The organism is Amycolatopsis thailandensis, assembly GCF_042723255.1.
Lineage (GTDB): Bacteria > Actinomycetota > Actinomycetes > Mycobacteriales > Pseudonocardiaceae > Amycolatopsis > Amycolatopsis thailandensis.
This window is the reverse complement of the sequence record NZ_JBHXJK010000033.1, coordinates 31,306-50,293: the sequence shown is the minus strand read 5'-3', so window position 1 is coordinate 50,293 and position 18,988 is coordinate 31,306. Positions and strand designations below refer to the sequence as shown.

The 18,988-nt window shown below is 68.5% G+C and carries 16 protein-coding genes and 1 tRNA gene; 4 read left to right on the top strand and 13 right to left on the bottom strand.

Annotated features, from left to right (window positions below; genetic code table 11):
• The first annotated feature begins 4 nt into the window (after window positions 1-4).
• Window positions 5-1,468: a M28 family peptidase gene (locus tag ACFWMR_RS15795; RefSeq protein WP_378378871.1), complete on the top strand. Its 1,464-nt coding sequence runs from the start codon at window positions 5-7 to the stop codon at window positions 1,466-1,468.
• A gap of 250 nt (window positions 1,469-1,718) precedes the next feature.
• Here the strand turns inward: ACFWMR_RS15795 and pdxS are convergent, their stop codons facing one another.
• Both pdxS and ACFWMR_RS15785 read right to left on the bottom strand, forming a co-directional pair.
• Window positions 1,719-2,633, bottom strand: a complete 915-nt coding sequence (pdxS, locus tag ACFWMR_RS15790) for a pyridoxal 5'-phosphate synthase lyase subunit PdxS (protein WP_005159101.1) — start codon at window positions 2,631-2,633, stop codon at window positions 1,719-1,721.
• Window positions 2,634-2,833: 200 nt separating this feature from the next.
• Window positions 2,834-4,258, bottom strand: coding sequence for an FAD-binding oxidoreductase (locus ACFWMR_RS15785; protein WP_378378870.1), 1,425 nt, complete (start codon window positions 4,256-4,258; stop codon window positions 2,834-2,836).
• 175 nt (window positions 4,259-4,433) lie between these two features.
• On the opposite strand from ACFWMR_RS15785, the gene ACFWMR_RS15780 reads away from it, so the two are divergent.
• Window positions 4,434-6,542, top strand: coding sequence for an elongation factor G-like protein EF-G2 (locus ACFWMR_RS15780; RefSeq protein WP_378378869.1), 2,109 nt, complete (start codon window positions 4,434-4,436; stop codon window positions 6,540-6,542).
• Window positions 6,543-6,766: 224 nt separating this feature from the next.
• Here ACFWMR_RS15780 and ACFWMR_RS15775 read toward each other — a convergent pair whose 3' ends face one another.
• The 6 genes from ACFWMR_RS15775 to ACFWMR_RS15750 form a co-directional block, all read right to left on the bottom strand.
• A complete protein-coding gene (locus tag ACFWMR_RS15775) occupies window positions 6,767-7,225 on the bottom strand; it encodes an XdhC family protein (RefSeq protein WP_378378868.1) in 459 nt (152 codons plus the stop codon).
• 11 nt (window positions 7,226-7,236) lie between these two features.
• Window positions 7,237-7,719 (bottom strand): NUDIX hydrolase, encoded by a 483-nt coding sequence (locus ACFWMR_RS15770; protein WP_378378867.1) that lies wholly within the window; start codon window positions 7,717-7,719, stop codon window positions 7,237-7,239.
• Entirely contained in the window at window positions 7,716-8,861 is a 1,146-nt protein-coding gene (locus tag ACFWMR_RS15765) for a glycosyltransferase family 4 protein (RefSeq protein ID WP_378279639.1), read from the bottom strand. Before ACFWMR_RS15765 ends, ACFWMR_RS15770 begins: the two co-directional genes overlap by 4 nt.
• A gap of 22 nt (window positions 8,862-8,883) precedes the next feature.
• Window positions 8,884-9,801, bottom strand: coding sequence for a phosphatidylinositol mannoside acyltransferase (locus ACFWMR_RS15760; RefSeq protein ID WP_378279641.1), 918 nt, complete (start codon window positions 9,799-9,801; stop codon window positions 8,884-8,886).
• Entirely contained in the window at window positions 9,798-10,439 is a 642-nt protein-coding gene (gene pgsA, locus ACFWMR_RS15755) for a phosphatidylinositol phosphate synthase (RefSeq protein WP_378279643.1), read from the bottom strand. The genes ACFWMR_RS15760 and pgsA overlap by 4 nt, the downstream gene beginning before the upstream one ends.
• A gap of 102 nt (window positions 10,440-10,541) precedes the next feature.
• Entirely contained in the window at window positions 10,542-11,084 is a 543-nt protein-coding gene (locus ACFWMR_RS15750; protein WP_378378866.1) for a MarR family winged helix-turn-helix transcriptional regulator, read from the bottom strand.
• A 107-nt stretch (window positions 11,085-11,191) separates the two neighbouring features.
• On the opposite strand from ACFWMR_RS15750, the gene ACFWMR_RS15745 reads away from it, so the two are divergent.
• The gene (locus ACFWMR_RS15745) at window positions 11,192-11,734 is read left to right on the top strand and encodes a YceI family protein (RefSeq protein WP_378378865.1); all 543 of its coding nucleotides are present in this window, start codon (window positions 11,192-11,194) and stop codon (window positions 11,732-11,734) included.
• A 417-nt stretch (window positions 11,735-12,151) separates the two neighbouring features.
• Here the strand turns inward: ACFWMR_RS15745 and ACFWMR_RS15740 are convergent, their stop codons facing one another.
• From ACFWMR_RS15740 to ACFWMR_RS15720, 5 genes are all read right to left on the bottom strand, one after another.
• Entirely contained in the window at window positions 12,152-12,688 is a 537-nt protein-coding gene (locus ACFWMR_RS15740) for an HIT family protein (protein ID WP_378378864.1), read from the bottom strand.
• Entirely contained in the window at window positions 12,685-14,745 is a 2,061-nt protein-coding gene (gene thrS, locus ACFWMR_RS15735; protein WP_093937433.1) for a threonine--tRNA ligase, read from the bottom strand. The genes ACFWMR_RS15740 and thrS overlap by 4 nt, the downstream gene beginning before the upstream one ends.
• 138 nt (window positions 14,746-14,883) lie before the next feature.
• Window positions 14,884-15,498 carry a malonic semialdehyde reductase gene (locus ACFWMR_RS15730; RefSeq protein ID WP_378278336.1) on the bottom strand — a complete coding sequence of 205 codons (615 nt, stop codon included), beginning with the start codon at window positions 15,496-15,498 and terminating at the stop codon, window positions 14,884-14,886.
• Window positions 15,499-15,653: 155 nt separating this feature from the next.
• A complete protein-coding gene (locus ACFWMR_RS15725) occupies window positions 15,654-17,180 on the bottom strand; it encodes a sugar transferase (protein WP_378278337.1) in 1,527 nt (508 codons plus the stop codon).
• 892 nt (window positions 17,181-18,072) lie between these two features.
• Window positions 18,073-18,144 (bottom strand) — tRNA-Val (locus ACFWMR_RS15720).
• 400 nt (window positions 18,145-18,544) lie between these two features.
• Here ACFWMR_RS15720 and ACFWMR_RS15715 point away from each other — a divergent pair.
• Window positions 18,545-18,970 (top strand): SsgA family sporulation/cell division regulator, encoded by a 426-nt coding sequence (locus ACFWMR_RS15715; RefSeq protein WP_005159130.1) that lies wholly within the window; start codon window positions 18,545-18,547, stop codon window positions 18,968-18,970.
• Window positions 18,971-18,988: the final 18 nt, after the last annotated feature.

Below are 18,988 nucleotides of genomic sequence, written 5' to 3'. Positions count from 1 at the left end.
CCCCATGAATGGCCACCCGAGCAAACCGCGTCGGTCCGGTCGGATTCTGTCCTCGCTGGCTGCCAGCGCCGTCCTGCTCACGACGACCGCGACAGCAGCCCCGTCCGCCGCCGCGTCCGACCCTTGGTGGCTGGCGAAAGCGCTGGCCTCCGACGTGACCGGCCCCAAGGCATGGCACCACCTGAAGGCGTTTTCCGAAGCGACTCACGCTCACGGCGGCAACCGCGTCTCCGGTTCCCCGGGCTACGACGCGGCCGCCGCATACGTGACGAAGACCCTGACCGACGCCGGCTATCAGGTGCGGCGCCAGGAGTTCACTTTCCCCGACTACGAAATGGTCGCGGAGACCGCGACCGAGACGGCCCCGGTCGGCCGGGAGCTGCACCCGCTGCTGGCCTACTTCTCCGTCTCCACCACCGAAGCCGGCATCTCCGCCACCCTCGCCGAACCGGCGGGAAAGGCGACCGGATGCACGCCGGAGGACTACACCGGCCGCGATGTCACCGGCAAGATCGTGCTCGTCGACGCCGGGGGCTGCGCCACTTCCCTCAAACAGGTCGTCGCCGCCGGCGCCGGTGCGGCCGCCCTGTTGATGAACGTGAACTACACCAACCCCACCATGAACATCCGGCATCGGATCGTGCCCCCGGAACAGGCCCGAATTCCCACCGCCACCCTCACCCGGGCCGAGGCCCAGGAACTGAAAGCCGACGCCGCCAAGGGCGAAGTCTCACTTCACCTGGATCTGCGGAGCAGGCGGATCACCACCAAGGGCTACAACCTCATCGCCGACACCCCTACCGGAGACGAGGCGAACACCGTCGTCGTCGGGTCCCATCTCGACAGTGTCGACACCACGCCCGGGATGAACGACAACGCCGCGGCCGCCGCGATGCAACTGGAGATCGCGCGACAGCTCGCCCGGCACACCGGCAAGATCAAGAACCGGGTGCGGTTTGCCTGGTGGGACGCCGAGGAGAAAGGCCTCGTCGGATCCCAGTACCACGTCGATCAGCTCAGCCGCCGACAGCGGGACGGAACAAGCCTGTACCTGAACCTGGAGATGATCGGCTCACCGAACTTCGCGCGCCAGGTCTACAACGGGCAGACGCCAGGGGGCCCCGCACCGGCAGGATCGCGCCAGATCACGAAGACCATCGACGACTACTTCGCGCGACAGAACCTTCCCACGGTCGGGCTGGAACTCGACGATCGTTCGGACCATTCCCCGTTCATCAAGGCAGGCATCCCCGCCGGAGGCGTCAACGCGGGCGCGGAAACCCTCAAACCAGCGGAGTGGGTGCCCTTGTTCGGGGGAAAAGCGGGAGAAATGCTCGACCACTGCTACCACCAGTCGTGCGACACCCTCGACAACGTCAACCCGGCCATCTTCGACCAGTTCGGCCGGGCCATCGCCTGGACCACCGGCCACTACGCCGTGAAAGCCCTGGATCCCCGAGGCCGGTAACCGCGGGGCTTCCCCGCTTCGGACTGGCCCTGTCTCAGGTGCCTACGGCCGGGCGATTTCGCGTGACCGGCGGGACGGCACACGTGATCGGACGGACGGCACGCGTGATCAGACGGACGACACTCGATGGACTCGGCCATCTCCGTGTGTCGTCCGTCCGATCACACGTGTCGTCCGTCTGGACACACGTGTCGTCCACTCCGCCGCGCGAAAGTACCGGCTCGGGCAGGACCCAACTTCGCGAGGCCGTTTACCAGCCGCGCTCGGAAAGACGGTGCGGCTCGGGCACGTCGTCGACGTTGATTCCGACCATCGCTTCACCAAGACCGCGGGAAACCTTCGCGATGACGTCCGGGTCGTCGTGGAACGTCGTGGCCTTGACGATCGCCTCGGCGCGCTGCGCCGGGTTGCCGGACTTGAAGATGCCGGAGCCGACGAAGACGCCTTCGGCACCGAGCTGCATCATCATCGCGGCGTCGGCCGGGGTCGCGATACCGCCCGCGGTGAAGAGCACGACGGGGAGCTTGCCCTTCGCCGCGACCTCCTTGACGAGCTCATACGGTGCCTGAAGTTCTTTCGCCGCAACGTAAAGCTCGTCCTCAGGGAGCGACGAGAGGCGACGCAGCTCCGCGCGGATCTTGCGCATGTGCGTGGTCGCGTTCGAGACGTCGCCGGTACCGGCCTCGCCCTTCGAACGGATCATCGCCGCGCCCTCGTTGATCCGGCGCAGCGCCTCACCGAGGTTGGTCGCACCACAGACGAAGGGCACGGTGAAGGCCCACTTGTCGATGTGGTTCTCGTAGTCGGCCGGGGTCAGCACCTCGGACTCGTCGATGTAGTCGACACCGAGCGACTGGAGCAGCTGCGCCTCGACGAAGTGGCCGATGCGGGCCTTCGCCATGACGGGGATCGAGACGGCCTCGATGATGCCGTCGATCAGGTCCGGGTCGCTCATCCGGGCGACGCCGCCCTGGGCGCGGATGTCCGCGGGGACCCGCTCGAGCGCCATCACCGCGACGGCGCCGGCGTCTTCGGCGATCTTCGCCTGCTCGGCGGTGACCACGTCCATGATCACACCGCCCTTGAGCATCTCCGCCATCCCGCGCTTGACCCGGGCGGTGCCGGTGAGCGAGGTGGTGGCCGTGTTCGTGGAGTCGTCAGACACTGCTGGACCTTTCGAAAAGCGCGCGAAGTGGGATGACGCCTCCGAGGGTAGGCCGCTTTTGGACCTCTGAAGCAGGCCAGTTCGCGGCGATTTCAGCAGTCCACTGGGTGATCTGGCCCGCACCCGGCACGCGTTTCGTCCTCTGAGTGCGGTAGTTCGACGTCGAAGCACCGCACTCAGAGGACGAAATGCGCCAGGGGTCAGCGGGCCAGGCCCTGCTCGAACGCGAACAGACCGTGCGGGTCGTACTTGCGCGCTACTCGCCGCAGCCGCGGGAGGCTTTCGCCGTAGTACGCCTTCGCCCAGTCCGGCATCTCCGGGTCGATGTAGTTGACGTACGCGGCCTGCCCATACTCCCGGCCGAGTTCGTCCCGGACCCGGCCGATCACCTGCCGCGCCTTCGCCTCGCCGCCGTCCAGGCCACGGGTGATCTGGATGCTGCCCAGCGCGGACCGGTGCGGGAAGCACGACTCGTTCGACGGCACCCGCGCGATCGCGCCGCCGTACGCGTCCACGATCGAGTACAGATTCGGATCGCTCGTCAGCAACGCCGCCAGCGCGTCCGGATCGGGCACCTCGTGGGTCAGCATCCTCGACGTGGCCACGTACTCCCCGCGCTGCGCGACCGCGGCGGGGAACTGGACCTCTTCGGCGAAGGAACGCATGGTGGCGAGGTGGCCTTGTTCCTTCACCTCGCGCGTGAGCGGATCCGTGCCCACACGGCGGACGAGGTCGTCGAGCAGCGGATTCAGCTGCGCCGCGCGGCCCACGAAACAGCCGCCGCAGTTCACCGCGGTCGAGCCGAGACCCATCCCGGACCACAGTTCGTCGGGCATCGCGGGCTGCCATTCCTGCCACGCCGCGACGAGGTCGGCGAGCACGGCGGGCGGGAAGGTCAGGGCGAAGTTCGTCAGCGTGCGCGCGGCCGCGGTCTTGAAGGTGAACGACGTGACGATGCCGAAGTTGCCGCCACCGCCGCCGCGCAACGCCCACAGCAGGTCCGGTGCGGTCTCGACCGACACCAGACGCAGTTTCCCGTCCGCGCCGACGAAGCGCACGGATTCCAGGTTGTCGCAGGTCAGCCCGTACTTGCGACCCAGGACTCCGATACCACCGCCGAGGGTCAGGCCCGCGATGCCGACCTGCGGGCAGCTGCCGGCCGGAAGCGCCCGGCCCGCCGCCGCCAGTGCCTCGTACACCTGACCGAGCCGCGCTCCCGCCCCGATCGCGGCCCGGCCGCCCGGCAGGATCTCGATCGTGTCGAGCCGGGACAGATCGACGACGAGCCCTCTGTCCACTATGGAATAACCGACGTAGCTGTGCCCGCCCGAGCGGGCCGCGATCGGCACGTGGTGCCTCGCCGCGAAATCCACGGAGCGCCGGACGTCGTCCTCGTTCGCACATACCGCCACACCGGCGGGCAGCCGATGGTCGTACATCGAGAAGAACCCGAGCCGCGCTTCGTCGTAGCCGGGCTCACCGGGCCGGAACAGCGTGCCTTTCAGCTTGGCACGCAGCCGTTCCCATTCGTCCCCGCCGCCGTGCCCGGGGATCGCCGTGGCCGCCGATGCCAGCACCGGGACCGCTCCCGCCAGTCGCAACACGGTTCGCCTGTCGAGCTCCATCGCTCATCCCCCACCCTCGGATTCGGTTCGGATTCGCCTCCGGGTGTCCGCCATCGAGCATAACGGCGCGTCGACATTCGGGGGTTCCCGCGCCGGTCGCCTTGCCGCGACGGCCGTCGCGGGTGTGTGATCGAGGACACACCTGTACGCGGCATCGTGTGGTGAGGAGATCGGCATGGCCGAAAAACAGAGCAAGAACGGAGACTCCGGGGCCGCCGTCGCTGTGGCCGACCCGGCGAAAGTGCGCAACGTCGTCCTGGTCGGCCCGTCGGGATCAGGCAAGACGACACTCGCCGAGGCACTGCTCGCCGCGTCCGGCACGGTGACGCGGGCGGGTTCCGTCGTGGAAGGCACCACTGTCTGCGATCACGACCCCGCCGCGGTCCGGCAGCAGCGGTCAGTCGGCCTTTCGGTCGCGCCGGTGCTGCACCAGGACCACAAGATCAACCTCATCGACACCCCCGGATACGCCGATTTCGTCGGCGAACTGCGGGCCGGGCTCCGTGCCGCCGACGCGGCGCTGTTCGTGGTCTGCGCGGCGGAGGGCGTCGACGCGGCCACGACCGCGGTCTGGGAAGAGTGCGCGGCCGTCGGGATGCCGAGGGCGGTGGTCGTCTCCCGGCTCGACCATCACCGCGCCGACCCCGAAGGCGAGATCGCGGCCTGCCAGGCCGCCTTCGGAGCCGGCGTCCTGCCGCTGTACCTGCCCGCGCGCGACGGCCTCGTCGGGCTCATCACGCGTCGCTACTTCGACTATTCGAAGGGCTTCCCGCCCGAGGTCGGCGAGCCGGCGGAGGACGATCTCGCGCGGATGACCGAGGCCCGCAACGAACTGATCGAGGGAGTCATCGCCGAGAGCGAGGACGAGACCTTGATGGACCGGTACCTCTCCGGCGAGGAGATCCCCGAGGACACGCTGATCGCCGACCTGGAGACCGCCGTCACCCGCGGCTCCTTCCATCCGGTGATCCCGGTGTGCGCGACGACCGGTGTCGGGCTCGCCGAAGTCCTCGACGGGATAGTGCGCGCCTTCCCGTCGCCACTGGAGCACATCCCGCCGGAAGTCACCTCACCCACCGGCGAGCCACACGCCGGTCTCCGCGCCGATCCCGAGGGCCCGCTGGCGGCCGAAGTGGTCCGGACCGCGGTCGACTCCTACGTCGGCCGGGTGTCGCTGGTGCGGGTGTTCTCCGGGACGCTTCGCCCGGAGCGGCCTGTCCATGTCTCGGGTCACGGTCTGGCCGAACGCGGGCACGAGGATCACGACGCCGACGAACGGGTCGCGCATCTGTACTCGCCACTCGGCGCGAACCTGCGCGAAGTCCCGTACTGCGTCGCGGGCGACCTCTGCGCGCTCACCAAGGTCGGCTCGGCGGAAACGGGCGACACCGTCTCCTCCCCCGACGATCCGCTGATCATGAAACCGTGGACGATGCCGGAACCGCTGCTGCCGGTCGCCGTCATCGCGAAGACGCGCAGCGACGAGGACACGCTCGCGCGCAACCTCTCCCGGCTCGTCGCGGGCGATCCGACGCTGCGGCTCGACCGCAACGCCGAGACCAACCAGCTCGTGCTGTGGTGCATGGGCGAGGCGCACGCCGACGTCGTGCTGTCGCGGCTGCGCGCGGGAGGCGCCGACGTGGACACCGAGCCCGTCCGCATCAGCCTGCGCTCGACCTTCGCCGGACCGGGCCGTGGGCACGGGCGGCACGTCAAGCAGTCCGGCGGGCACGGCCAGTTCGCCGTCTGCGACATCGAGGTCAAGCCGCTGCCGAGGGGTTCGGGCTTCGAGTTCGTGGACAAGGTCGTCGGCGGTTCGGTACCGCACCAGTTCATCCCGAGCGTCGAAAAGGGAGTGCGGGCCCAGGCCCAGCGAGGGCTCGTCGACGGGCATCCGCTGATCGACATCCGGGTGACCCTCGTCGACGGCAAGGCGCACAGTGTCGACTCCTCGGACGCCGCGTTTCAGACGGCCGGTGCGCTGGCGCTGAAGGAGGCCGCCGCCGCGGGCAAGATCGCCCTGCTCGAACCACTCGAAGAAGTGGCGGTGCGGCTTCCGGACGAGCATCTGGGCACCGTGCTGGGTGACCTCTCGTCCCGGCGCGGCCGCGTGCTCGGCACCGAAGCGGACGAGGGTGGCCGGACGGTCATCCGCGCCGAGGTGCCCGCGGTGGAGCTCCTGCGCTACGCGATCGATCTGCGTTCGCTGACCTCGGGCACGGCGACCTTCACCCGCAGGCACGCCCGGTTCGAACCGATGCCGGAAGGAGCGATCGCGAACTAGAACCGCTGGTGAGGGGTAGAGCAGAAGTGGCGTGCGCCTGACGCGCTCACCTGCTGTTTCGGGTGTCGCGAAAGCCACTTTCGCGACGCCTGATGTCCCGAAAGTGGCTTTCGCGACCCATCCGAGCCTCGGCCGCCTACGAGAACTCCCGGGCCCGAGGTGAAGGGGACTTTCCGCTCGTGTGATGAGGGGAAAGTCCCCTTCACCTCACGAACCATCGCGAACTAGAACTCGAAGCCGCCCGGCCGTCCGTTCCGATCGGCGAGCAGACCGGCCAGGGTGGCGATGGCGATCTCCGGAGGGGTCCGGGACCCGATGTTCAGCCCCACCGGGCGGTGCACTCGCGCGATCTCGGGGTCCGGAACCCCGAGTGCCTCGAGCGCGGCCACATGCGGGCCGGCGTGGCGAGGGTTGCCGAGCACGCCGACCCACCGGGTCGGGTGGTCCAGCACGGCCTTCAGCACTTCGCCGAGTTCGGGCCGGTCGTGATCGGTGACGACCACGTCGACCCCCGGTCCGAGTTCCGGCACCGTCGTGACGGCCTCGAAGCCGCCCTCGACGTCCGTCGCCCGTGCGCCGTCCGGCTCGAACAACACCGGTGCGTACCCGAGGTCCTTGCCGTAGCGGAGCAGGAAGGACGCCACCGGCGTCGCGAACACCGCCACCAGAACGCGCTCACTCACGGTTCGTCCTCCTAGAGGTCGGGCTCGGCGATCTCGAAGTACTCCGGGAGCCGGGCGGTACCGGCGAGGCCGAAGTACCGGACCTTCCGGCGCCGCCGCAGATGCAGGGTGTCCCGGACGGCGTCGTTGTGCACGCGCCGCGCGATGACGACCCGGTGCTCGGCGTCGGTCAGCTCCTCGGCCAGCGCCGACGGCAGGGCCGCGCGGTCGACGCGCGCCAGCCGCAGCGTCAGTTCGCTCTCCTCGGCTTCGCGATCCGGCCTCTTCGCCCGCTCGGCACGCTCCGCCAGCCCACGCAGGTCCTCGTCGCCCAGGATCACGGCGGCCGCCCTGGCGACGACGGCGCGCCGCGCGAGGGCCGCGTCGAGGGCCGCCCAGCCCGCGTCCGTGCGGACGTGCAGCCGGTCCAGCCGGTTCGCCGTCGCGAGCAGGAACAGCCCGCCCAGCACCACGATCGCGGCCGCCAGACCGCCGATCCACACCCAGGTCGTCATCGGCTGAACTCGCGTTCACCGGCGCCGACCCGACGCGGATCGGCGGCGATCGCCGTCTCATAGACCCGAAGGACCTGCGTGGTGACCACGGACCAGTCGAACATCGCGACCCGCTCCCCCGCGGCCGCCGCCAGGGAGATGCGTCGCGCGGGGTCGCCGAGCAGTTCACGCAACCCGTCGGCCAGCGCCGCCGCGTCACCGGTTTCGGTCAGCATCCCGGCCTTGCCGTCGTCGAGGACCCGGCGGAACGAGTCCAGGCCGCTCGCCAGCACCGGGGTGCCGGCCGCCATCGCCTCGGTGAGGATCATCCCGAAACTTTCGCCACCCGTGTTCGGCGCGCAGTAGACGTCGACACTGCGCAGTGCCCGTGCCTTCGTCTCGTCGTCGACCTGGCCGAGCAGTTCGATGTGCGGCGCCAGCGCCGGCCCCGCTTCGCGCCGGAGCTGATCGGCGTCGCCGCGGCCGACGACCAGCAGCCGCAGCTCCTCGAACTCCGGCAGCAGCATCCGCAGCGCCTCCAGCAGGACCCCCATCCCCTTGCGGGGCTCGGTGTACCGCCCGACGAACCCGACCGTGCCGCCCGCCCGCGGATAGCCGTCGAGCGGGAGCGCGCGGGAGAAGAAGTCGACGTCGACACCGTTGGGCACCTCGACCGCGTCACCGCCGGCGTGCTCGACCTGGACCCGGCGGGCCAGCGCCGACACGGCGATCCGCGCGGTGATCTTCTCCAGCAGCGGCCGCAGCACCGGCTGGAACGCCGCGAGGGTGCGCGAACGGGTCGTCGCGGTGTGGAAGGTCGCCACGATCGGGCCGTCCGCGACCTTCAGCGCCAACAGGGAGAGACTCGGCGCGGCGGGCTCGTGCAAGTGCAGGACGTCGAAATCGCCGTCGCGGATCCACCGCCGCACCCGGGCGTAGGACACCGGGCCGAATTGCAGGCGCGCGACCGAGCCGTTGTACGGAATGCCGAGCGCCTTCCCGGCGGGGACGACGAAATCCGGGACGTCGGAGTCTTCGTCCGCGGGCGCGAGGACCGAGACTTCGTGCCCGCGCGCGAGAAGCGCCTTCGCGAGATCGATGACGTGCCCCTGTACGCCGCCCGGTACGTCGAACGAGTACGGGCAGACGATCCCGATCTTCATGACCCGCGCCTGCGCCATCGGCTCAGCTCGCTTCGCCGAGTTCGGCCTGTTCCCCGGCTTCGAGATCGGAGAGCCAGAACTTCTGCATCATGTGCCAGTCGGCCGGATGCGCGGCGATGTCCCCGGCGAAGATGTCCGCCAGCGCCTGCGTGGCCGCCGGGACCTCGGACCGGTTCGTGACCCGGATCCGCGGATGCAGCCGGATCTGCCAGCCGTCCTCGGTGAACCAGCAGCCCGCCGGGATCAGCGCGGCACCGGTGGTGGCCGCCAGCCGGGCCGGTCCGCCCGGCATCCTGGTCTGCTCGCCGAAGAACTTGACCGGTACCCCGGAGTTCGTCAGATCCCTGTCCCCCACCAGGCAGATCGCCTTGTTCTCCCGCAACCGCTTGAGCAGCACGCGCATCGCGGAGCTGTCACCGGTCAGCGGCACGATCTCGAAACCGAGCGATTCCCGGTAGGACACGAACCGCTGATACAGCGACTCGGGTTTCAGCCGCTCCGCGACCGTGGTGAAACCGCCGAGGTAGTCCGCGAGCCAGACGCCCGCCGCGTCCCAGTTCCCGCTGTGCGGCAGCGCCATCACCGCGCCGTTGCCCTCGGCGAGGGCGGCGTCGAGGTTCTCCACCCCGGTGATCGACTGGGCGACCTTGCGGCTGACCTCCTTGTGGTCCATCGAGGGCAGCCGGAACATCTCGTGCCAATAGCGCGCGTAGGAACGCATCGCGCGGCGGGTCAGTTCGTCGAGTTCGACGCCGTCGGCCTGCGGCACGACCCGGGCCAGGTTTCTCCGCAGCTGACGTACGCCGCCTCCGTCGCGCCGCACGGCCAGATCGGCGCCGAGCCCGAAGGTCACCGCGCCCGCCGACTCCGGCAGCCAGCGCGCGAGCCTCCAGCCCGCCGCGTAGCCGAAGTCGCTGAGCCGCTGGGAGAGCCCGCTCATACCCCGCCCTCCGCGACGGGTGGCCCGGCGGCCTTGGCGGCCCTCGCCGCCTTGGCCACCGCGGCTGTCCGCTGCAGCAGGGTGATCACCGAAAGCACCGCGAGCAGCCAGAGCGTGATGTCCACGGTGTACGGAACGCCCAGACCGTGCAGTCCGGTTCCCACGAGAGCGATGATCAGGCGTTCCGCGCGTTCGACGAGCCCGCCGTCCGCCTCCAGGCCGGAGGCCTCGGCGCGGGCCTTGACGTACGAGATGACCTGCGCGAGCACCAGGCAGATCAACGCGGCGGCCGCGGCCGGTCGGTTGTCGTCGTGGACGAAGCACCACCACGCGATCGCGGCGAACAACGCGCCGTCGACCAGCCTGTCGCAGGTCGCGTCGAGGACGGCCCCGAAGGCCGTGCCGTACCCGCGGGCGCGGGCCATCGCGCCGTCGAGCAGGTCCAGCATCGCGAAGCCCCAGACGGTGAAGGTGCCCCACAGCAGCATGTCGTTGGGGAAGAACCCGAGCGCGCAGAGAACCGCCCCGGCCGTGCCGATGACGGTCATCGCGTTGGGGGTCAGACCGGCGCGCACGAGCACCTTCCCCATCGGGTCGGTGACGCGGGAAACGGAGGCGCGCGCGAAAATGTTGAGCATCGGTTCTTCAGGTGCACCTAAGCAGCAGGGTCGGGTGGCCGCCCGAAGCCTATCCACCCGCACCGACGCCCGTCGTCGTGCCCGTCCCGGACGGGCTCGAGGTCAGTCCGCTTTGGCCAGTTCGGCCGTCTCCCCGATGTCCGCGAGAGACTCTTCCCGCAGCGCCATTTCCGCCTCCGCCGCGGCGCATTTCGGCGACAGCCGCTCCAGCACGGCCGCGCTGATCTCCCCGAGCGCCTTCACCTGTTCGGGGGTCAGCGGATCGAAAAGACTCTCGCGGACGGCCTCGACGTGCCCGGGGGCGGCCTCCTCCAGCGCGGCGAATCCTTCGGGGGTGAGCACCGCCCAGGAACCACGTTTGTCGGTGGGGCAGGACTCACGGCGCACCCAGCCGTTCGCTTCGAGCCGCGCCACCGCGTGCGAGAGCCTGCTGCGCGACGCCTTGCGCGCGTCGGCGAGTTCGCTCATCCGCAGCTTGCGGCCCGGCGCTTCGGAAAGGGCGACGAGAACTTCGTAGTAGGTGTGGGGCATGCCCGCCTCGTGCTGAAGCTGGCCCTCCAGATGGGCTTGCAGCATCCGCGTGGCCGCGGAGAAGTCACGCCAGACTTTTTGCTCCTGGTCGGAGAGCCATCGAGGTTCGGACATGAGACCCATACTACCCCTGGTTGAACGCTCAACCAAACTACGCTACAGTCATTGTTGAGCGCTCAACCAGCTCAGGGTTCACCACAGACTTTTGGAGATCGACTCACATGACCACCACCGAAATCCCGGGTTACGTCGCAGGCAAGTGGACGATCGACACCGCCCACTCCGACATCGCCTACACCGTGAAGCACCTCGGCCTGGCGAAGTCCCGCGGCAACTTCACCGCCTTCACCGGCGAGGTCGTCACCGCCGACAACATCCTCGACTCCTCGGTCACCGTCGAGATCGACGCGTCGTCGGTCGCCAGCGGTGTCGACGGGCGTGACACGCACCTCAAGTCCGAGGACTTCTTCCACGTCGACGAGCACCCGGTCATCACCTTCCGCTCCACCGGCATCCGCGAGGACGGCGGCGACTACGTCATCGACGGTGAGCTCACCTGGCGTGGCAAGACCGTCCAGGTCTCGCTCGAGGCCGAGTTCAACGGCATCGGCACCAACCCGGCCAACAACGACGCCACCACCATCGGCGTCTCGGCCAGCGCCACCGTGAACCGCCGCGACTTCGGCATCGGCCCGGAGGGCAACGCCTTCCTGTCCGAGAAGGTCAAGATCGACATCGAGCTCCAGGCCGCTCTCAACGCCTGAAGCCGGCTTTCGCTTCCGGGCGCCGGTGGACCTCCGGCGCGCGCCATGAAAGGTCCTTTCCTTGCGAAATTTGCAAGGAAAGGACCTTTCATGGCGTTCGGACCGGACCGAACGTCCACGACGCGCGTGATCCGCTTCCGCCACGCTCAGGTCCGTGAAGGCCTCCTTGAGGGAACCTGAGTCCCTTAAGGAGGCCTTCACGGCCTGCCGCTAGTGAGGATTGCTGGACGACACGCGTGATCCGACGGACGGCACGCGTGACTGGATGGACGACACACCGGCGAGGCCGATCCCGGCGCGAGTCGTCCGGCTGGACACGCGAGCCGTCCACCGGTAAGTACGTGAAGGCCCCCTTCACTACGTCTAGCGCAGTGAAGGGGGCCTTCACGTACTTCAAGACCGCGGCCCGCCCCGGGGTTACCAGGCGTCCGCCAGCAGCTGCCGCGTCTCCCCCAGCAACTGCGGCAGCACCTTCGTGTGCCCGATCACCGGCATGAAGTTCGCGTCGCCACCCCAGCGCGGCACCACGTGCTGGTGCAGGTGCGCGGCGATGCCCGCGCCGGCGATCACGCCCTGGTTCATCCCGATGTTGAACCCGTGCGCCGACGACACCTCCCGGATCACCCGCATCGCGTGCTGGGTGAACTCCGCCACCTCGGTGGTCTCTTCCGCCGTCAGGTCCGTGTAGTCCGCGACATGGCGGTACGGCACGGCCATCAGGTGACCGGGGTTGTACGGGTACAGGTTCAGCACCGCGTACACGGTCTTCCCCCGCGCGAGGATCAGCGCGTCCTCGTCACTCTTCTCGGGAAGGTGACAGAACGGGCAGCCCTCGTCGGGCTTCTTCGCCCCTTGCACGTAGGCGAGCCGATGCGGGGTCCACAGCCGCTGCAACGCGTCCGGGACCCCCACACCGTCCTGTCCGACGACTTCGGGGCCATCGGAGCCCGTCACCGGAGTACCGCCTCCAAGCCCGCCACGGTCGGCGAGGAGTTCTCCCGGCGCTGGACCCAGCCGGCGATCGCCTCGACGGCGTCGGCCACCGGGACCCCGTTGATCTGGCCGCCGTCGCGGAACCGGAACGACACCGCGCCCGCCTCGACGTCCTTCGCGCCCGCCAGGAGCATGAAGGGCACCTTCTGCGTGGTGTGGGTGCGGATCTTCTTCTGCATCCGGTCGCCGCTCGCGTCGACCTCGGCGCGGATCCCCTTGGCCCGCAGCGCCTTCTCGGCCCCGCGCAGGTGCTCGACCTGGTCCTCGGTGATCGGGATGCCGACCACCTGGACCGGCGACAGCCACGCCGGGAACGCGCCCGCGTAGTGCTCGGTCAGCACGCCGAAGAACCGCTCGATCGAGCCGAACAGCGCGCGGTGGATCATCACCGGACGCTGGCGGCTGCCGTCGCCCGCGGTGTACTCCAGCTCGAACTTCTCGGGCAGCATGAAGTCCAGCTGGATGGTCGACATCTGCCAAGTGCGGCCCAGCGCGTCCTTGGCCTGCACGGAGATCTTCGGCCCGTAGAACGCCGCGCCGCCCGGGTCCGGGACGAGGTCCAGCCCGGAGTCCACGGCGGCGGTGCGGAGCACCTCGGTCGCCTCGGCCCAGACCTCTTCGGAACCGATGTACTTGTCCTCGTTCCGAGTGGACAGTTCGAGGTAGAAGTCGTCGAGTCCGTAGTCGCGCAACAGGTTCAGCACGAAGTCCAAAAGGGACTTCAGCTCACCGGGGACCTGCTCCAGGGTGCAGAAGATGTGCGCGTCGTCCTGCGTCATACCGCGCACCCGGGTCAGGCCGTGGATCACGCCGGACTTCTCGTAGCGGTACACGGAGCCGAACTCGAACATCCGCAGCGGCAGTTCCCGGTAGGAACGCCCGCGCGAGCGGAAGATCAGGTCGTGGAACGGGCAGTTCATCGGCTTGAGGTAGTAGTCCTGGCCGGGTTTGCGGACCGAACCGTCCTCGTTGTGCTCGGCGTCGAGGTGCATCGCCGGGTACATGCCGTCGCGGTACCAGTCGAGGTGCCCGGAGGTCTCGAACAGCGCGCCCTTGGTGATGTGCGGCGAGTAGACGAAGTCGTACCCGGCTTCGACGTGCCGCTGGCGCGAGTAGTTCTCCATCTCCTGCCGGATGATGCCGCCCTTGGGGTGGAACACCGGCAGCCCCGAGCCGATCTCGTCGGGGAAGGAGAACAGGTCCAGCTCGACACCGAGCTTGCGGTGATCGCGCCGCTCCGCCTCGGCGAGACGCTCCAGGTAGACGTCCTGCGCTTCGGCGGATTCCCAAGCGGTGCCGTAGATCCGCTGCAGCTGCGGGTTCTTGTCGTCACCGCGCCAGTAGGCCGCGGCGACGCGGGTGAGCTTGAACGCCGGGATGAACTTGGTGGTCGGCACGTGCGGGCCGCGGCAGAGGTCGCTCCACACGCGCTCCTTGGTGCGCGGGTCGAGGTTGTCGTAGATGGTCAGCTCGCCGCCGCCGACCTCCATCACCTCGCTGGTGTCCACATCGGACTTGATGTCGACCAGTTCGAGCTTGAACGGCTCGTCCGCCAGTTCCTTCTTGGCCTCGTCGACCGAGTCGAAGACGCGGCGGGAGAACTGCTGCGAGCCCTTCACGATCTGCTTCATGCGCTTTTCGAGCGCTTGCAGGTCTTCCGGGGTGAACGGGGTGTCGACGGCGAAGTCGTAGTAGAAGCCGTCCTTGACCGGCGGGCCGATGCCGAGCTTGGCCTGCGGGAACTGCTGTTGCACGGCCTGGGCGAGCACGTGGGCGGCCGAGTGGCGGATGACGCTGCGGCCGTCGTCGGTGTTGGCCGCGACCGCCTCCACCTCGACCTCGGACTCCGGAGCCCAGGAGAGGTCGCGGAGGTTCCCCTCGGCGTCGCGCACGACGACGATCGTGTCCGGCCCCTTCGTCGGCAGCCCGGCTTCGCGGACCGCGGTGCCCGCCGTAGTGCCCGCCGGTACCACCACGCGCGAGGCGGTTACGGCTGCTACTGACGACGGCTGGGACACGATGGGCTCCTTAGGAAAGTCGTACAACTTTGCTGTGATGTTAGTCGTCACCCACGACACGGTTCACGCGCATTACCTCAAACACCACGAAGGCCTCCTTCCCATCGGAAGAAGGCCTTCGCGTATCGAGCGGCGAGGTCAGATGGTCTCGACGACCTCGTCGAAGTCCAGCCGCGGCAGGCGGTCGAACCAGGGGTTGTCGCCCGGCTTGCCGACGTTGATCACGACGAGGGACTTCCACGCCTTGTCCGCGAAAAACTCCTTGTCGATGCCCTCGGCGTCGAAGCCGGTCATCGGGCCGGCGGCCAGCCCGGCGGCGCGGACGCCGATGATGAAGTAGCCGACCTGGAGCAGCGCGTTGAGCTTGGCGGTCTCGACGCGGCCCGCCTCCTCGGCGAACAGGTCCTTGGCGCCCGGGAAGTGCGGGAAGGTGCGCGGCAGGTTCTCGTGGAACTCGGTGTCGGCGGCCAGCACGACGGTCACCGGCGCGGTCTCGGTCTTCGCGCGGTTGCCCTCGGACATCAGCGGGGCGAGACGCTTCTTGCCCTCTTCGGTGCGGATCACCAGCGCGCGCAGCGGCTGGTTGTTCATCGACGTCGGGGCCCACTTGACCAGCTCGTAGATCGCGCGGATCTGCTCGTCGGTCACCGGCTCGTCGCTGAAGCTGTTCGCGGTGCGGGCCTCGCGGAACAACAGGTCCTGAACGTCCTGCGGGAGGTTCAAGGCTTCGGTCGGCTCAACGCTGGTGGTCATCGGTGGATCTTCCTTCCGTACGCGTCCTGTACTCGCCTTCAACCTAGTTGAGCGCTGAACTATTTCTCGCTCAACTACCTCTGCGTGTGCGCTCGATCACAAGAACGGCCGCCGTCCCGGAGGACGACGGCCGTCGAGCCGTTGCGACGGAAGGATCAGTAGGCCCCGCGCCCCTGGACCACGGCCCGGAAGGTCTTCCACAGGATCACCAGGTCGAGGGCAAGCGACCAGTCTTCGACGTAACGCAGGTCGAGGCGGATGCTCTCGGCCCAGCTGAGGTCACTGCGGCCGCTGACCTGCCAGAGCCCGGTCAGCCCCGGCTTGACCAGGAGGCGGCGGCGCGCGTCGGGGGCGTACTTCACGGTCTCCTCCGGCAAGGGCGGGCGGGGACCGACGAGCGACATGCGACCGCTCACGACGTTGAGCAACTGTGGCAGTTCGTCGAGCGAGTACCGGCGAAGCATGGAGCCGACCTTGGTGACGCGCGGGTCCTTCCGCATCTTGAACAGCGGTCCCGCACCCTCGTTCTCCGCCTGGAGGTCTTGCTTGAGCTTGTCGGCGTTGGTGACCATCGTGCGGAACTTGAGCATGGTGAAGGTGTGGCCGTCGCGGCCGACGCGGCGCTGCCGGTAGATCACCGGGCCGCGGTCGTCGAGCTTGATCGCGACCGCGATCGCCAGCAGCAGCGGGGAAACCAGGGTCAGAAGCAGCGCGGAGCCGAACCGGTCGAGCACTTCCTTGACGAAACGGCGGCCACCGGTGAACTGCGGCGCGCTGACCCGCAGCAGTGGCATGCCGAGCACACCGGAGACGTTCAACCGGGGACCGGCGACCTCCATCAGCATCGGGGCGACCACCATCTCGGCGGAGGTCCCTTCGAGGTCCCAGGCGAGCCGCTGGAGGCGTTTCGGGTTCCAGTGCTGATCGGCGGTCACGGCGACCACCCGGTAGCCGCCACGGCGGACGTGGCCCGCGAGGTCGTCGAGCTTCCCGACGACAGGGACGCCTTCCACCTCGCCGCTCCCCCGGTCCGCGCCGGCGCCGGAGTACGTGCAGACCGCTTCCACCCGCCAGCCGACGTGGGGATCGGCCTTGGTGCGGGCGATGAGATCGGCGACCGTGTCGGGGCTTCCCGCCGCGAGCACCGGCAGCAGGCATTCACCGAGCCGCCTGCGCCGGTGCAGCACCTGTCTCAGCGCGTACCGCTGCAGGAACATGAAGACCGAGATCATCGGCACGACGATGAAGACCCAGGGCTGGACGGCGAGCGCGCCGAAGAGCAGGCCGCCCAGCGCGACGAGGACCGCGGTGGCCACCAGGCCCCGGCCCAGCGTCCGGTACTCCTCCGCACCCTCGCCCAGCACCCTCGGGCTCCAGGCGCGGCAGACCGACAGCCCGAACAGGAAGGCGACGGCGGTGCCGAGGGCGTGCATGTCATGTGGATCGGATCGATCGATCAAGAAGGCGCTCATCATGATGAGCACGAAGGCCGTGAAAACGTCACTACCGACGACCCAGGCGCGGTAGCGCGATTCCCAAGCCGCGTACGGCGGCCGCGCCGACGTCGTGTCGACCGCCGCGGCATTGCCCGCACCCCTTTGCGGGGGGAGCGGGATCGACTGAAGGTCGATGTGCTGCGGCGTCCCGTTAACGGTGGACGACGGCCGCACCGACTCTTCCATCAGACCTCCCGGAGTGGGGATTCCCGAACGCCGGACCAACACGCTGAGTAAATGAGAACGATTTCGAAGAGTGATCGATTCTCAAGATCCTTCAACGGCTGATGGGGCGACACACGCCAAGGTATCGGCCGCTCTCCGGCCATCGTTACAAGGATTTCCAGCCACATCCTGCGCGAGCTTCCGGCAAATGAATGCCGCGTTGATAACAAGATGATGACGATGGGTAATAGACCGTATCCCCCGAACAACTACTCAAAGTAGTCACGAATTCGCAGCTTTCCCGGCCACCCGTGGCGCCACGCCCCCGATCGGCCGAATAGCCCCGAAAGCTCCACAGTGGACGGTTCACGGAAGTCGATCTCCCGCCGGTCCACAGTGGATTTCACGTCCTCCGGGAAGCCCGGTGCGCGAGCCGTCCTCACCGCGGGCGGATCTACCTTGTCAATCGGTCACCGGAGTGGCGTTTCGTCACATCACGTCAGCGTCACGGCGGCTCCCCCGCCGGAGCCGGACGAGTGAGGCGCTCATCCATGCCCTGCATCACTTCCACCATGGTCTGGACCTTTCACCCGGTGTTACCGTGCCGAGGATCACAGTGTCGTCTCGACGGACGGCTCATGTGACGTTTTCGCGGCGCGACGGGAGGTCCCCGGCGAATGTCCACACCGGCCTGAACGTCGGCTTCGGGGATCTTCGAACCGGCGGCGCCCCACCACCCCCGCCGCACCGGACGCATTCAGCCTCGACAGCGGACCGGCCCGCGACGGCAGAAGTACCGTCCCCACATAACCCGCGTCCGACCTGGGGATCGAATGCCTCCGGACGGCCCCCCGCCATTAGTGTCCGGGAATGAATCAAGGCCCCGGACCGATGGTCCAGGGCCTTCATCCGGTGGGCGATACTGGGATCGAACCAGTGACCTCTTCGGTGTGAACGAAGCGCTCTCCCGCTGAGCTAATCGCCCGCTCGCGGTGTTCGGCAGACTGTACCCCACGACTTTAGGGGGCCTGCAAACGGGTGGTTCCCTCCGACCACACTCCGCTCACCAGCAAATACGGAGCGAACAACCACGAGCTAGCCGGGGTTGTCCTGGCCGGGGGGCGCCTGCGACGCGTTTCGACATTCGTGCGACGGTGCTATCGCGTGACGACTAAACCGCGCAGTATGTACATGTGGACTGCCTGCAGGGCGCATGTAGGGCTGCGCGTCGCGCGGGTGATGATGGGGTGACGAAGTAGGGAGCCGGGGTCCGATGACCCCAACCGGGTGATCTGCGGCAAAACCGCGTTCCGATCGGCCGCCCGAAACGTCACATCATCGCCACTCGGTTCGACCGGGCCGGGAAGGAGACGAAGGGTAGGACGATGCGCAACGATCACGTGACGCTCCGCTCGACGGCGGTGTTCGACCTCCTGGCACCGCGGACGCCCGCGGTTCCGGTCAAGGTGGAACTGCGATACGACACACGCGACCCCTACGCGGTCGTCGCCGCCTTCCGCACCGGCCGCGCCGGCTGGGTCGAGTGGGTCTACGCGCGCGATCTCCTCGCCGACGGCCTCCTGGCCGACGCAGGCGACGGCGACGTCCGCATCCGCCCCTCCGTCGAGGACCCCGAGTCCGTCCTCATCGAACTGAACTCGCCTTCCGGGCACGCCATGTTCGAGGCGTCCGCCCAGGAGCTGGCCGACTTCCTCGACCGGACCTACGACGTCGTGCTCCCGGGCAACGAGCATCTGTGGGTCGACGTCGACGACGCCCTGACCCACCTGATCCCCAACGATCTGGCCTGATGACGGGCTTGCGAACAG